This is a genomic window from Streptomyces sp. NBC_00525, assembly GCF_036346595.1.
Classification (GTDB): domain Bacteria; phylum Actinomycetota; class Actinomycetes; order Streptomycetales; family Streptomycetaceae; genus Streptomyces.
The window spans coordinates 4,528,591-4,542,925 of the sequence record NZ_CP107834.1; the positions used below are offsets into that span (position 1 = coordinate 4,528,591).

A 14,335-nucleotide genomic window follows, 5' to 3' on the forward strand; every position below is an offset into this window, starting at 1 on the left:
CTCAGAGCCCCAGCGACCGCTTGAGGAAGTCCACCTGGAGGAGCAGCAGGTTCTCGGCCACGTTCTCCTGCGGGGTCATGTGGGTCACCCCGCTCAGCGGCAGCACCTCGTGCGGCCGGCCGGCGGCGAGCAGCGCCGAGGACAGCCGCAGGCTGTGCGCGACGACCACGTTGTCGTCCGCCAGCCCGTGGATGATCATCATCGGACGCACCTGCTTCTCCGGGTACGAAAGACCCTCGTCGGTGACCAGCGAGTTGTACGCGTACATCGCCGCCTGCTCCGCGGGGTCGCCCAGATAGCGCTCGGTGTAGTGCGTGTCGTAGAGCCGCTGGTCGGTCACCGGGGCGCCGACGACCGCCGCGTGGAAGACGTCCGGCCGCCGCAGCACCGCCATACCGGCCAGGAAGCCGCCGAAGGACCAGCCCCGGATCGCCACCCGGCCGAGATCCAGCGGAAACCGCTCCGCGAGCGCGTGCAGGGCGTCCACCTGGTCCTCCACGGTGAGCGCCAGCGCGTGCTTGACCGACTTCTCCCAGGCCGGGGAACGGCCGGGCGTACCGCGCCCGTCCGCGACGACCACGGCGAAGCCCCGGTCCGCGAACCACTGCGAGGTGAGGTGCGGATTGTGGGCGGCGAGCACCCGCCGGCCGTGCGGCCCGCCGTACGGGTCCATCAGCACAGGAAGCGGACCATCAGACTCCGAATAGTGGGTGGGGAGCAGCACGGCGCACGGAATTCGCCGTGCGCCCCCTTCCGTCAGCACCGGCCGCGCGGACAGCACCGGCCGCTCCGCGTGACTCGCGACGACCGCGATCTCCGTGCCGTCGCGCAGCACCCTCGCCGTCGCGCCTGCCCGCTCCACCGACGTCGAAACCAGCACCGTCACCCGCCCGGACCGGACCGCCGTGTGCACGCCGACGCCCGCCGAGACCCGCTCGACGCCCAGCTCGTTGACCCGGTACACATGGCTCTCGCCGACCTCCGGAGCCTCCGCCTCCGCGCCCGCCGACGCCGACACCAGGACGTCCGAGTCCCCGATGTCCAGCACCGACTGAATGTGCAGCTGCGCCCCGGTCAGCGTCCGGTCGCCCACCGCGAGGACCCGCGCCCCGCCCTCGTCCGTGACCCGCACCAGCCGCCCGTCCGGCGCCCACGCGGGCACACCGGGGAACAGCTCCAGCCACACCTCGTCCTCGTCCACGTGCACGGTCCGGGTCGCACCCGTCTCCGGGTCCACCGCGAGGTACAGCTGGCTCTGCTGGTCCCGCGCCTGGACGAGCAGGAGCGGAGCCCCGTACGAGGACCAGTGCACCCGCGCCAGATACGGGAACCGGGCCCGGTCCCACGTCACGTCGACCCGCTTGCCGTCCAGGCCCACGACCTGGAGCCCCACCTCGGCGTTGGGCGTGCCGGCCGCCGGGTACGCGACCTCCGCCGGCCTGCGCTCCGGGTGCGCCGGGTCCGCGATCCACCACCGCCGGACCGGGCTCTCGTCCACGCGCGCCACCAGCAGCCGGTCGGACTCCGGCGACCACCAGAAGCCCCGTGGGCGGCCCATCTCCTCGGCCGCGATGAACTCCGCGAGCCCGTACGTGACCTGGTCGTCCTCCGGCTCGGCCAGCACCCGGTCCGCCTCGCCGTCCACACCCACGACCCGCAGCGCACCCTTGGACACATAGGCGACGTGTCGCCCGTCCGGGGAGGGGCGCGGGTCGATCACCGGGCCGGGGACGGGCAGCGCACGCGCCGTGCCCCCCAGCAGATCGGCCACGTACACCTTCCCCGACAGCGCGAACGCGGCCAGCTCGGCCGCCGCGTCCACGGCGTAGCCCACGATCCCGGACGACCCCTCCCGGCTGCGCTCCCGGCGGGCGCGCTCCCGCGCCGACAGCCGCTCCGGCGAACCGCCGAGCAGCGCCCGCGGATCGGCCACCAGGCGCTCCCGCGGGGCCCCGTCCCCGGTCAGGTCAAGGACCCAGAGCCGGCCCGAGCGGTCCGTGCCGGAACCCGAGCGCACGTAGACCACGCGTCCACCGTCGGGTGAAACCGTGAACGCGCGAGGTGCCCCGAGAGTGAATCTCATGGTCCGTGCCGACTGGAGCGGGAACGTGATCTCTGGCGAAGTCATGCGCCGAACCTATCGGCCCGCTCCGTCCGTGCGCCCCTCGTGCTGCTGTGCCCCGATCAATGCGGTGCCACGGATAGTTATGATCCGTAGCGCTCGGTGGGTATGAACCTGCTGGCTCCACGCGTGCTGCCCGTGCCCGACCGTACAGATGGAGGTGAACCGCTGTGGCGCTCTCGATTTCGGCGGTGGTGCTGCTGGCGATCATCGTCTTCCTGCTGATCCGGAAGTCCGGACTGAAGGGAGGACATGCGGTCGTCTGCGCGCTGCTCGGCTTCTATCTCGCCGATTCCACCATCGCGCCCACCATCTCCGAGCTGACCACGAACGTGGCCGGCATGATCGGGGGCCTGAAGTTCTGACGCCGGGGGCTCGTAGGGTGGTCCCCATGACGGACCTTCCCGCCCGGCGACTGCTCCTGGTGCACGCGCACCCGGACGACGAGTCGATCAACAACGGCGCCACCATGGCCAGGTACGCGGCCGAAGGCGCCCTGGTCACGCTGGTGACCTGCACACTCGGCGAGGAGGGCGAGGTCATCCCGCCCGCGCTCGCCCATCACGCCGCGGACCGGGACGACACCCTCGGCCCGTACCGCCGCGGCGAACTCGCGGCTGCCATGGGGGAGCTGGGCGTCACCGACCATCGCTTCCTCGGCGGCGCCGGCCGCTACCGGGACTCCGGGATGATGGGTGCCGAGCAGAACCACCGCCCCGGCGCCTTCTGGGCGGCCGACGTGGACGAGGCCGCCGGGCATCTCGTCGACGTCATCCGCGAGGTGCGCCCCCAGGTCCTGGTGACCTACGACCCGGACGGGGGCTACGGCCACCCCGACCACATCCAGACCCACCGGGTCGCCACCCGCGCCGCCGAACTGGCCGCCGACGCCGCGTACCGCCCCGGCGCCGCCGCCCCGCACGCCGTCGCCAAGGTCTACTGGAACCGGGTGCCGCGCTCGGTCGCCGACGAGCGGTTCGCCGCCCTGCGCGCCGAGGTCCCCGACGCCTTCCCCGGCATCGCCGCGATCGGCGACGTACCGGGCGTGGTGGACGACGCCCTGATCACCACCGTGATCGACGGCACGGGCTACGAGCGGGCCAAGGCCGCCGCCATGCGTGCGCACGCCACCCAGATCGCCCTCCAGGGGCTCTACTTCGCCCTCTCCAACGACCTCGGCCAGCCCGTTTTCACCACCGAGTACTACGAGTTGGCCTCCGGCGCCCCGGGCGCCCCGGCCGGTGAGCGCGAGGACGATCTGTTCGCGGGCGTGCCGGGAGCCGAGCGGTGAGCGGCAGCAGCAGGGCGCGGGCCGGCGGCGACCGGACCGAAACGCAGAAGAGGGACATTCCGGCCACCGGCCTGGCCGCGCCGGTCAACCCCGCCCGGATCGCCGTCCTGTTCGGCCTGGCGGTCCTCGGAGCGGTCGTGGGCATCGCGGGCACGCTCGTCCAGGCCGCCTGGTTCCCCGGCGGGCTGCTGATCGCCCTGGTCGGCACGGCCGGCCTCTTCTACGGCGGGCGCACGCTGACGGGCACCCAGCCCGGAGCCCTGGCCCCCGCCGCAGGTTGGCTGGTTTCCATCGTTGTTCTGCTCAGTGGGCGGCCCGAAGGGGACTATGTCTTCGGTGACGCGCTCGGCCTGGGGCTTTTCATGCTGGGCGGAATGGGCCTTGCTGTGATCTGTGCCACCATGCCGCGATCGCCCCGGCAGCGGGCCGACAGCGGCCGACCTGCCAAGTAGTGTGCCCCGTCATGCCCCCTGCCCGTCCAGGGGGTGCGCAGTCGTTTCCCCCGGTCGCGCGGTGTGCTTCGGCGGCGGCCAGTATGGTGGTTCGCGCGCCCGGGCTGTGGCACGGGGGAAGTACGGGCGGCGGAGCCAATCGGGAGAACCTGCTTTGAGTCGTGAAACTGACAGTTCGTCCTCCGGGCCCCAGGGTCGCGGAGGAGCCGCGTACCCCTCGGGTACGCCGCCGTACGGATCACGCCAGTATCCGTCGACGCACCCGTCGCAGGACGCCCCGGAAGGGGCCCCGGAATCTGCCGGTCCGGACCGCTCCGAAGAGCCGAAGACCGAGACGACCCTGACGACGCGTATCCGGATCAACATTCCGGGCTCGCGCCCCATCCCGCCGGTTGTCATGCGTACGCCCATGAGTGAGGCGGAGAGCGGCACCGAGCGCACCGGCTCGACCCCGCGTCCGGGCGCCCCCGCGCAGGGCGGCGCCCCGGCTGCCTCCCCGGCCCCGGCCGCGGAGCCCGGCGAGGACGCGGCGGCGGACTCCGGCGAGAAGCCGGCCAAGGAGGGCGGCGGCAGCGACTGGTTCGCCCCGCGCAAGCCCCCGGCGGCCGCGAAGCCGTCGGCGGACGGACCGGGCGACACGGACGGCGCGGGCTTCACGGCGCCGGTCGTGGGCGAAGCCGGAGCCGGTGGGTCCGCGGGTGCCGGTGGGCCCGGTGGCCTCGCGGGTGGTCCCGGCGGCCTCGCGGGCGCCGGTGGTTCCGATGCTCCGGCCGGTCCGGGTGCTTCGGGTGCTTCGGGTGTGCCCGGCGGCCCGGTCGCCGGTGGCCCCGGGGGCACCCTGCCCCGGCGGGTCTCCCCGCCCTCGGGCCCCCGTACCGACCTGCCGTACTTCTCGGACGGCCCGCAGCGCGACTTCCCGGCGGGTTCGGGCGGTACGGGGCCCGGCGCGGCCCCCGACGGTCCGCGTACCGCCCCCGACCTCGGCGTCCGTACGCCCGGACCGGCCGGCCCCACCACGGGCCCGGTGCCCGGCATCTCGCCGCTCACGCCGAACCTCGACGGGCCCGGCCCGTTCCCGCCCGGCATGGGTCCGCAGAGCCCCGGCGGCCCGCTGACCGGCGGGGTGCCGCCGCGCATGTCCGACGACACCGCCATCCTCACCCCGCAGTTCGCGGCCCCGGCCGGCCCCGGCGAGAACGTCTCGGGCGACACGCTGAACAGCGGCATGCCCGTGGTCCCCGGCGACCCGAAGGGCGCGGGCCCGTCGGGCGCCGCTCCCGCGCAGCCCGCCCCGGCCGCCCGTCCCGCGCCGAAGCCGGCCCCCGCCAAGAAGGGCCGCTCCAAGCTGGTCCTCCTCGGCGTCGCGGCCGTCTGCCTGCTGGGCGTCGCCTACGGGGCCGGGCTCCTGATGAACCACTCCGACGTGCCCAAGGGCACCACCGTGCTCGGTGTGGACATCGGCGGCGGCACCAAGGAGGACGGCGTCGAGAAGCTGGACGCCGCGCTGGCCGGGCGGGCCGCGACCCCGCTCAAGCTGACCGTGGACGGCAAGGAGGTCGAGCTCGCCCCCGACAAGGCCGGGCTCTCGCTGGACAGCCAGGCCACCGTGCGCGCGGCGGCCGGCAGCGACTACAACCCGGTCTCCGTCATCGGCTCGCTCTTCGGCGGCGCGCGGACCGTCGAGCCGGTCTTCCCGATCGACGAGGAGAAGCTCGGCGTCGCGCTCCAGGACCTGGCCGGCGCCTCCGGCACCGCGAAGGACGCCACGATCAAGTTCGTACCGGGCAAGGCCGTCGCCGTACCGGGCAAGGCGGGCAAGGCGATCGACGTGAACAAGTCGATGGTCTCCGTCCGGGACGCCTACCGCGCCCAGGTCGAGACCGGCAGCACCAAGAGCGTCGAACTGCCCGTCGTCACCAAGGAACCCACCGTCTCCCAGGCCGAACTGGACCGGGCGATGAAGGAGTTCGCGGAGCCCGCGATGTCCGGGCTGGTCATCATCAGGGCGGGCGGCAGGGAGATCCCCTTCGGCCCGGCCAAGTCGCTGCCGCAGATCCTCTCGATGGTCGCGGTGGACGGCAAGCTCGTCGACCACTACGACAAGAAGGCCATCGACCGGCTCTGCGCCGGGGTCTTCGACGGCGTCATGATCACCAAGGGCGACGGCAAGAAGCACCAGCTCAGCGCGGACGACATCGCCTACGCGATGAAGGGCGCGCTGCTCGGCAAGACCCAGGCCGAGCGCACCGTCACGATCGACCTCGAAGGCAACGGCTGACCTGCCGCGCACCGCACGGCTGCCGCCCCCGACCGGACTCCCGGCCGGGGGCGGCAGCCGTTTCCGGGCCGCCCGCGCCCGCGCCGCAGGGCCGCCGCATACCCGGCCCGCGCCCGTGTCACACCGGCGGCATGACATCTGTCATCCCTTTTCCACGACCGGCGGCTCTGCCGCGCGCACCCCGCGTACGGCCAGGCTGGACGCATGACGACGACGACAGCCGGCGAAGCGACCACGACGAGGACAGCGGTGGTCGCCTTCGAACAGGTGACCAAGGCGTATGGCGACGTACGTGCCGTGGACGGGCTCACCCTGCGTCTGCACCCCGGCGAGACCGTGGCGCTCCTCGGGCCCAACGGCGCGGGCAAGTCCTCCACCCTCGACCTCCTCCTCGGGCTGCGCCCGGCCGACTCCGGCACGGTCCGCCTCTTCGGGACGACCCCGCGCGAGGCCATCGCGGCCGGCCGGGTCGGCGCGATGCTGCAGAGCGGCGGGCTGATGGAGGACGTCACCGTCGAGGAACTGGTCCGGCTGGTTTGCGGACTGCACCCGCGCCCGTACCCGCTGAACGACGTGCTGGCCCGCGCGGGCATCACATCGATCGCCGACCGGATGGTCAACAAGCTGTCCGGTGGCCAGGAACAGCGCGTACGGTTCGCGCTCGCCACCGCCGGGGCCAACGACCTCATCGTGCTGGACGAGCCCACCACCGGCATGGACGTCACCGCCCGCCAGGCGTTCTGGGCCACCATGCGCGAGCAGGCCGCGCAGGGCCGTACCGTCCTGTTCGCCACCCACTACCTCGAAGAGGCCGACGCGATCGCCGACCGCGTCCTGGTCCTCCACAAGGGCCGACTCCTCGCGGACGGCACCGCCGCCGAGATCAAGGCCAGGGCCGGAGCCCGCCGGATCTCCTTCGCACTGGACGACGCCGTCGACGAAGCGGCCCTGCGCGCGCTGCCGTTCCTCTCGACGCTCGACATCAACGGACGCCGGGTGCGCATCCAGTCGCACAACGCCGACGCCACCGTGCACGCCGTCTACGGCCTCGGCCTCTACCCGCGCGAACTGGAAGTCGCCGGAATCGGCCTGGAGCAGGCGTTCGTGGCCATCACCGAGGCCGAGGAGGCCAAGAACTCATGACGAACCCCTTCTCCTGGGCCCTGATCCGGCTCGAAGTCACCAGGACCCTGCGGAACAAGAAGTTCATGTTCTTCTCCGTCATCTACCCCTCGGTGATCTACCTGCTGATCTCCAGTACCCAGAACGACACCGACACGATCCCGCGCACGGATCTGACGCTCCAGTCCTTCTTCATGGTCTCCATGGCCTCCTTCGGCGCGCTGACCGCCGTCCTGATGGGCAACAGCGAACGCATCGCCAAGGAACGCGAGAAGGGCTGGGTACGCCAACTGCGGCTGACCGCACTGCCCGGCCGCAGCTACGTCCTGGCGAAGATCGCCGGCGCCGCCATGGTCACCCTGCCGTGCATCGTCGTCGTCTTCCTCGTCGCCGCCACGTTCAAACACGTGCGCTTCGACGCCTGGCAGTGGGCCGCGCTGACCGGCGTCATCTGGGCCGGCTCCCTGGTCTTCGCCGCGCTCGGCGTCGCCATCGGCTACCTCGCCAGCGGCGACGCGGTCCGTCCGGTCACCATGATCATCTACTTCGGCCTCTCCATCCTCGGCGGCCTGTGGATGCCCAGCGCCACCTTCCCGCAGTGGCTCCAGAACATCTCCGAGTGGCTGCCCACCCACGCGTACGCTGCACTCGGCCAGGCCGTCGAAATGGGCGGCGCGCCGCACGCCCGGGACATCGCCGTCCTCGGCGCCTACTTCCTGCTCTTCACGGGCGGCGCGGCCTGGCTCTACCGGAAGGACACGTTGAAGGCGTGAGGGACGACGAGATGTCGGTGGGGTTGGGGCGGATGCCCGGTACCGCGCGGCAGGCCGGGGTGAAGCTGTTGTGGATCGGGATCTGGCTGGCGTTCATGAGCGCGCCGGTCAAGGATCTCGCGGACGGCAACCACACCCCGTGGGCGACCGCGCTCGGGGTGCTCGGGCTGCTGGTGTTCGTCGGCGCCTATCTCGTCCTGGTCTTCCGGCACACGTCGAAGGCGCTCGACGTCTTCCGGGTCCGGGCGTTCCTCGTGTTCCTCGGGGCGCTCGCGGTGCTGCTGTCGCTGACGTTCGGCACGCGCTGGCTGGTCCTGTTCGTGTACGTGTCGGTGTCCGTGGGCGCCACGCTGCCGCTGCGGACCGCGCGCTGGCTGATTCCCGCCGTCACCGCCCTGCTGGTGGGGGTCGGCGCGACCCTGGAGAACCCGCGCGAGATCATCACCGCGCTGGTCTTCCCGGCTCTGCTCGGCGGCTTCGCCATGACCGGCGTACGGCAGTTGGTGCGCACCACGGTCGAGCTGCGCGAGGCCCGTGCCACGGTCGCCCAGCTCGCCGCGAACGAGGAGCGGCTGCGGCTCGCCCGCGATCTGCACGACCTCCTGGGCCACTCGCTCTCCCTGATCACCCTCAAGAGCGAACTGGCCGGCCGGATGCTTCCCGACCAGCCCGAACGGGCCGCCGCCCAGGTCGCCGACATCGAACAGGTCAGCCGCCAGGCGCTGGTGGACGTACGCAGCGCCGTCACCGGGTACCGCCGGCCGACCCTGCCCGGCGAACTGGCCGGGGCCCGCACCGCGCTGGCCGCCGCCGGAGTCACCGCCGACGTGCCCGCCGAGGTGCCGGACGGGCTGCCCGAGGAGACGGAGGAGGTGCTCGCCTGGGGGCTGCGGGAAGCGGTGACCAACGTCGTACGCCACAGCGGCGCCCAGCGCTGCACCGTCTCGCTCGCCCCGCGCCAGACGCTGGACGGGCGGGTCCTCGAACTCACCGTCGCCGACGACGGCCGCGGCGCGGCGGGCAGCGGCCCCGGCAACGGCCTCACCGGGATCACCGAACGCCTCTCCGCCGTGCGCGGCACCGTCAGCACCCGCGCCACCCATCAGCGTTCGGGCAAAGGCTTCACCATGGTCCTCAGCGTTCCGTTCGAATCCGGCCTAGTATCCCCGGAATGAGCATGATCAGACTTCTCCTCGCCGAGGACCAGTCCATGGTGCGCGAGGCCCTGGCGGCGCTCCTCGGCCTGGAGCCCGACATCGAGGTGGTCGCCCAGGTCGCCCGCGGCGACGAGGTCGTGGCCGCGGCGCGGGAGCACGCGGTGGACGTCGCCCTGCTGGACATCGAGATGCCCGGCATGACCGGGATCGACGCGACGGCCCGGCTGCGCGAAGCCCTCCCGGACGTCAAGGTCGTCGTCGTCACCACGTTCGGCCGGCCCGGCTATCTGCGCCGCGCGATGGAGTCGGGCGCCGACGCCTTCCTGGTCAAGGACGCCCCGGCCGCCCAACTCGCCGAAGCGGTACGCAAGGTGCTCGCCGGGGAACGCGTCATCGACCCCGGCCTCGCCGCCGCCGCCCTCGCCGACGGGGCCAACCCGCTCACCGACCGCGAACGCGAGGTGCTGCGCACCGCCGCCGACGGCTCCACCAACGCGGAGATCGCCGCCGCGCTCCACCTCTCCCAGGGCACCGTCCGCAACTACCTCTCCATGGCGATCCAGAAGACGGCCGCCCGCAACCGCGCGGAGGCCGTCCGCACGGCCCGCGAAAAGGGCTGGCTGTAGCGGGGGCGCCTCCTGCCGTCCGCCCCGCCGCTCACCGGCCGGGCGACACCAGGCCCGCCTCGTACGCCATGATCACCAACTGCACCCGGTCCCGCGCCCCCAGCTTGGCCAGCAGCCGGGTCAGATACGTCTTGGACGTGGCCACACTGATGACCAGGCGCTCGGCGATCTCCGCGTTGGAGAGCCCGCCGCCGACCAGCACCAGCACCTCCCGCTCCCGCTCGGTGATCGCGGCCAGCGGCGCCGGCGGGGACGGCGACGCGACGGGACGGGCCGCGAACTCCCGGATCAGCCGCCGTGTGACGGCCGGGGCGATGAGGGCGTCCCCCGACGCCACCACCCGGACCGCCGCCAGGATGTCGTCCAGCGCCATGTCCTTCACCAGGAACCCGGCCGCGCCGGCGCGCAGCGCCCCGTACACGTAATCGTCGTCGTCGAACGTCGTCAGCACCACCACATGGGTGCCGGCCTCCGTGGCGGCGATGCGCTCGGTGGCCTCGATGCCGTCCATGCCGGGCATCCGGATGTCCATCACGACGACATCGGGGGCCAGTTCGGCGACCAGCCGCACGGCCTCCTCGCCCGTCCCGGCCTCGCCGACCACCTCGATGTCAGGGGTGTCGGCCATGACCATGCGCAGCGCGGTCCGCACCAGCGGCTGATCGTCCGCGAGGACCACCCGGACGGGCCCGGCGGCGTCGGCGCTCATGTGGCCACCGTCCCCACCGCCGGCAGCGGTTCGGACAGGGTCCCCGGCGGCGGCACCGGGAAGCGGGCCGTCACCCGGAACCCGCCGCCGGGGACCGGGCCGGCGGCGAACTCGCCGTGCAGCAGGGCCACCCGCTCCCGCATCCCGACCAGCCCGAACCCCGGCGCAGCGTCCCGGCCGGCACCCTGGCCGGCGCCCCGGCCCCGGTCCGTCACCTCGACGGACAGCTCCTCCACGCCGTACCGCACACACACCCGGCAGGCGTCCGTCCCCGCATGGCGCACCACATTGGTCACCGATTCCTGGATCACCCGGAACGCCGACAGCTCCAGCTCCGGCGGCAGGGCCCGCCGCTCGCCCCGCCACTCCACCTCGACCCGCACCCCCGCGGCGGTCGTGGCCTCCGCGAGGCGCCCGACGTCGGCCAGGCCCTCGGCGGGGCCCCGCGGCGCCTCCTCCTCGCCCGGCGCCGACTCCCGCAGGGCGCCCAGCATTCTGCGCAGCCCCGACAGCGTCTCCCGGCCCGCGGCCTCCACCGCGCTCATCGCCTCCCGCGCCGCGTCCGGCTGGGTGTGCACCACCCGGGCCGCCGCGCCCGCCTGGAGGGCGATGATGCCGACGCTGTGCGCCACGACGTCGTGCATCTCGCGGGCGATCCGCAGCCGTTCCGCGACGAGCGCCCGGTCCGTGGCCCTGGCCGTCAGGTCCGCGTCGTGCCGGCGGCTCTCGTACACCGAGCGGCCCACCAGCCAGGCGACGACCGCCGTCAGCGCCACCACCAGCTCCGCCGACGTGCCGGCGGGCCAGCCGGCGAGCGCCCGGTAGCTCACATAGGCGATCGGGACGGCTATCGACATCACCAGGGCGAGGACGCCCGTGCGCAGCGGACGGGTCGCGGCGACGAAGTACAGGGCGGCGTAGACGGACAGGAACTGGGCGAGGGGTATCTCGGCCACACTGAGCGGCAGCGTGGCGACCACGGAGGCGGCGAGCAGCACCGCCACGGCGACCAGCGGGCGGCGCGTCAGACGCGTGCAACCCGTCAACAGCAGCACCGTGGCGAGCAGATGCGTCAGCAGGCCGTCCCACCGGAGGAAGAGCACGCCCGGCCGCACGGTGGGCGCGAGCTCGCCGGGCAGCCGCACCCGCATCAGGAACGTGAGCGCCATGCCCGCACACCAGGCAGCCGCCACCCACGCGCCCGGCGGGACGCGCTTGAGCAGGGGCAGAATCGGTGACGAGGACATGCGCCGATCGTAGCCAGCGCCGCGCCCCGGCACATCGACCCACGGTTGTACACCCACGGGTGGTCATCGGCCCCGCAGGGTGTCAGCGCCGGCCCGACGACACCGCCGGCCGGCGCGAGCAGAGTGGACGGCGTGATCGAAGTCAACGGACTGACCAAGCGATACGGCGACACCACCGCCGTCGACGACCTGACCTTCACCGTCCGGCCGGGCGAGGTGACCGGCTTCCTCGGGCCCAACGGGGCCGGCAAGACGACCACCCTGCGCATGCTCCTCGGCCTGGTCGAGCCGACCGCCGGAACCGCCACCCTCGGGGGCAGCCGCTTCCGGGACCACGCGCGCGGACTGCGCCACGCCGGAGCCCTGCTCGACGCGGGCGACGTCCACGGCGGCCGCACCGCCCGCTCCCACCTCGCCGTCCTGGCACGCGGCAACGGCATCCCGCGTGCCCGCGTCGACGAGGTCCTCGACGAGGTGGGCCTCACCGCCGCGGCCCGCCGCCGCATCTCCGGCTTCTCGCTCGGGATGCGCCAGCGCCTCGGCATCGCCACGGCCCTCCTAGGCGACCCGCCCGTCCTGCTCTTCGACGAACCGCTCAACGGCCTCGACCCGGAAGGCGTGCTGTGGGTGCGCGGCCTCTTCCGCAGGCTCGCCGCCGAAGGCCGCACCGTCTTCGTCTCCAGCCACCTGATGACCGAGATGGAGCACACCGCCGACCGGCTCGTCGTCATCGGGCGCGGCAGCCTCATCGCCGCCGAGAGCCTGAGCGCGTTCGCCGCCAGGGGCGCCCGGCTCAGCGTCACCGTACGCACCCCGGACACCGCGGTCCTCGCCCCGCTGCTGACCGCCGAGGGCGCCGCGGTGACCGCGGACGGCGAACTGCTCACGGTGACCGGGCTGCCCGCCGAGCGCATCGGCGAACTCGCCCTGCGCCACCGCGTCCTGCTGCACGGACTCACCACGCTCGGCGCCTCGCTGGAGGAGGCGTTCATGGAACTCACCTCGGACAGCGTCCAGTACACGGCAGGAGACCACCGATGACCACGGCGACGACCGCCCCCGCCGCCCCCGCCCGCGCGGTTCGCGACCAGCCGCGCGCCCGCTTCACCGACCTGCTCGCGGCCGAGTGGCTCAGGATGTGGTCGCTGCGCTCCACGCCCTGGCTGTACGTGCTCAGCGCGCTGGCCGTCGTCGGCTTCAACGCCGGAACGGCGTACGACCACTACAAGTACTGGTACCAGTACGACAGGGCGAGCCAGAAGTTCTTCGTCGAACACCGCCTGGCGCTCATGGACGCGTTCACGGACAACGCCGCGCTGGTGCTGGTCCTGGCCCTCGCCGCGATCGGTGCCGTCTCCGTCACCGGCGAGTACGGGACGGGGCTCATCCGCACCACCTTCACCGCCGTCCCGGCCCGGCGCTCGGTGCTCGCCGCCAAGGTGCTCGTGCTGGCCGCCGTCACCACCGGGTTCGGGGTGTTCGTCGCCGCCGCCTCCTTCGCCTCCACCCGGGCGATCCTGTCCGGGCGCGGTGCCGCGGTCTCCCTCGGCGACCCCGGAGTGCTCCAGGTCCTCACCGCGTCCGCGCTGCTCGCCCCGGTGGCCGCGCTCGCCGGACTGGCCATCGGCGCGGTGATCCGCCACACCGGCGGCTCGATCGTGGCGTGCGTGGTCGTGCTGCTGCTCCTCCCGATGATCCTCAGCGACCGCCGCCATCCGACGGCGGTGCTCCGGCACACCCTGCCGTTCAGCGCCTGGGACCGGCTGCGGGACGTGGCCGTGCCGCAGCCCCCGTCGGAGCTGTTCCCGTGGTCCGAGGCCGGTGCCTGGACCGTCTACGCCCTGTGGGCGCTGGCCGCCGGGGCGGTGGCGGTGTACGCGGTCCACCGGCGCGACCAGTGAGACCGGTGAGGCCAGTGAGACCGGTGAGACCGGCGCGACCGGTGGGGCCTGGCCGGCACCTCGGTCAGGTAGGTGCCGGCCAGGGGCTGGGGGCGCGCGTGTTTCAGGCGCGCGTGATGCGGGAAATCGCCTCGGCCGTCAGGGCGCGGTCGTGCGGTTCGGTCTCCAGGGCGCGGTGAATGGACAGGCCCTCGATCAGCGCGTCCAGCTGACGGGCCGTCGCCGGGTCGAAGTGCCACTCCAGGGCGACCCGGCTGCGGCGCATCCACTCACGGGTCAGTTCGCGGTAGGCGGGTTTGCGGGCGGCGAGCGTGTACAGCTCGTGGGTCAGGACCAGCTCGCGCTGATTCCCGCCGGAGAGGTGGTGCACCAGATCGGCGACCGCCTCACGCGCCTCGTCGGGTGTGCCGGCAGCGCCCAGCCGCTCCTCGAAGACGGCGACGATCCCGCTGGAGAAGCGGGTGAACGCCTCCCGCAGCAGCTCGTCCATCCCGGCGAAGTGGTACGTCATCGAACCGAGCGGCACTCCCGCGCGGGCGGCGACCTTGCGGTGCGAGGTCCCGGCGACCCCCTCGGCCGCGATCACGTCCAGCGCGGCGGCGATGATCCGCTCCCGCCGCTCGGGGTCGTTCTGTCCGGTCGCCACCCTGTGTCCCC

At 73.3% G+C, this 14,335-nt stretch carries 14 protein-coding genes; 10 read left to right on the plus strand and 4 right to left on the minus strand.

All coding sequences use genetic code 11. The features are described from left to right. Position 1 precedes the first annotated feature (1 nt). Positions 2–2,083, minus strand: coding sequence for a prolyl oligopeptidase family serine peptidase (locus OG710_RS20265; protein WP_443064333.1), 2,082 nt, complete (start codon positions 2,081–2,083; stop codon positions 2–4). A 209-nt stretch (positions 2,084–2,292) separates the two neighbouring features. Here OG710_RS20265 and OG710_RS20270 point away from each other — a divergent pair, with 209 nt between their 5' ends. The 8 genes from OG710_RS20270 (at position 2,293) to OG710_RS20305 (ending at position 9,821) form a co-directional block, all read left to right on the plus strand. Then, positions 2,293–2,487 carry a hypothetical protein gene (locus tag OG710_RS20270; protein WP_111337987.1) on the plus strand — a complete coding sequence of 65 codons (195 nt, stop codon included), beginning with the start codon at positions 2,293–2,295 and terminating at the stop codon, positions 2,485–2,487. Between the two features lie 26 nt (positions 2,488–2,513). Further along, positions 2,514–3,413 carry an N-acetyl-1-D-myo-inositol-2-amino-2-deoxy-alpha-D-glucopyranoside deacetylase gene (gene mshB, locus OG710_RS20275; protein WP_330240592.1) on the plus strand — a complete coding sequence of 300 codons (900 nt, stop codon included), beginning with the start codon at positions 2,514–2,516 and terminating at the stop codon, positions 3,411–3,413. Continuing rightward, positions 3,410–3,865, plus strand: a complete 456-nt coding sequence (locus OG710_RS20280; RefSeq protein ID WP_330240593.1) for a DUF6113 family protein — start codon at positions 3,410–3,412, stop codon at positions 3,863–3,865. Before mshB ends, OG710_RS20280 begins: the two co-directional genes overlap by 4 nt. A 154-nt stretch (positions 3,866–4,019) precedes the next feature. Beyond that, positions 4,020–6,143, plus strand: a complete 2,124-nt coding sequence (locus OG710_RS20285; RefSeq protein ID WP_443064276.1) for a peptidoglycan binding domain-containing protein — start codon at positions 4,020–4,022, stop codon at positions 6,141–6,143. 204 nt (positions 6,144–6,347) lie between these two features. Further along, the gene (locus OG710_RS20290; RefSeq protein WP_330240595.1) at positions 6,348–7,286 is read left to right on the plus strand and encodes an ABC transporter ATP-binding protein; all 939 of its coding nucleotides are present in this window, start codon (positions 6,348–6,350) and stop codon (positions 7,284–7,286) included. Then, positions 7,283–8,038 carry an ABC transporter permease gene (locus OG710_RS20295; protein WP_330240596.1) on the plus strand — a complete coding sequence of 252 codons (756 nt, stop codon included), beginning with the start codon at positions 7,283–7,285 and terminating at the stop codon, positions 8,036–8,038. The genes OG710_RS20290 and OG710_RS20295 overlap by 4 nt, the downstream gene beginning before the upstream one ends. Further along, the gene (locus OG710_RS20300; protein ID WP_330240597.1) at positions 8,035–9,213 is read left to right on the plus strand and encodes a sensor histidine kinase; all 1,179 of its coding nucleotides are present in this window, start codon (positions 8,035–8,037) and stop codon (positions 9,211–9,213) included. The genes OG710_RS20295 and OG710_RS20300 overlap by 4 nt, the downstream gene beginning before the upstream one ends. Then, positions 9,210–9,821: a response regulator transcription factor gene (locus tag OG710_RS20305; RefSeq protein ID WP_330240598.1), complete on the plus strand. Its 612-nt coding sequence runs from the start codon at positions 9,210–9,212 to the stop codon at positions 9,819–9,821. The genes OG710_RS20300 and OG710_RS20305 overlap by 4 nt, the downstream gene beginning before the upstream one ends. A 31-nt stretch (positions 9,822–9,852) precedes the next feature. Here OG710_RS20305 and OG710_RS20310 read toward each other — a convergent pair whose 3' ends face one another. Both OG710_RS20310 and OG710_RS20315 read right to left on the minus strand, forming a co-directional pair. Then, entirely contained in the window at positions 9,853–10,530 is a 678-nt protein-coding gene (locus tag OG710_RS20310; protein WP_330240599.1) for a response regulator transcription factor, read from the minus strand. Then, positions 10,527–11,777 carry a sensor histidine kinase gene (locus OG710_RS20315; protein ID WP_330240600.1) on the minus strand — a complete coding sequence of 417 codons (1,251 nt, stop codon included), beginning with the start codon at positions 11,775–11,777 and terminating at the stop codon, positions 10,527–10,529. Before OG710_RS20315 ends, OG710_RS20310 begins: the two co-directional genes overlap by 4 nt. 132 nt (positions 11,778–11,909) lie before the next feature. Between OG710_RS20315 and OG710_RS20320 the strand changes: the two genes are divergently transcribed. Together OG710_RS20320 and OG710_RS20325 are read left to right on the plus strand one after the other, a co-directional pair. Further along, on the plus strand, positions 11,910–12,818 hold the full coding sequence (locus OG710_RS20320) for an ABC transporter ATP-binding protein (RefSeq protein WP_330240601.1): 909 nt from the start codon (positions 11,910–11,912) through the stop codon (positions 12,816–12,818). After that, positions 12,815–13,678, plus strand: coding sequence for an ABC transporter permease subunit (locus OG710_RS20325; RefSeq protein ID WP_330240602.1), 864 nt, complete (start codon positions 12,815–12,817; stop codon positions 13,676–13,678). The genes OG710_RS20320 and OG710_RS20325 overlap by 4 nt, the downstream gene beginning before the upstream one ends. A gap of 103 nt (positions 13,679–13,781) precedes the next feature. On the opposite strand, the gene OG710_RS20330 is transcribed toward OG710_RS20325, so the two are convergent. Next, entirely contained in the window at positions 13,782–14,324 is a 543-nt protein-coding gene (locus tag OG710_RS20330; protein ID WP_111337996.1) for a TetR/AcrR family transcriptional regulator, read from the minus strand. Positions 14,325–14,335: the final 11 nt, after the last annotated feature.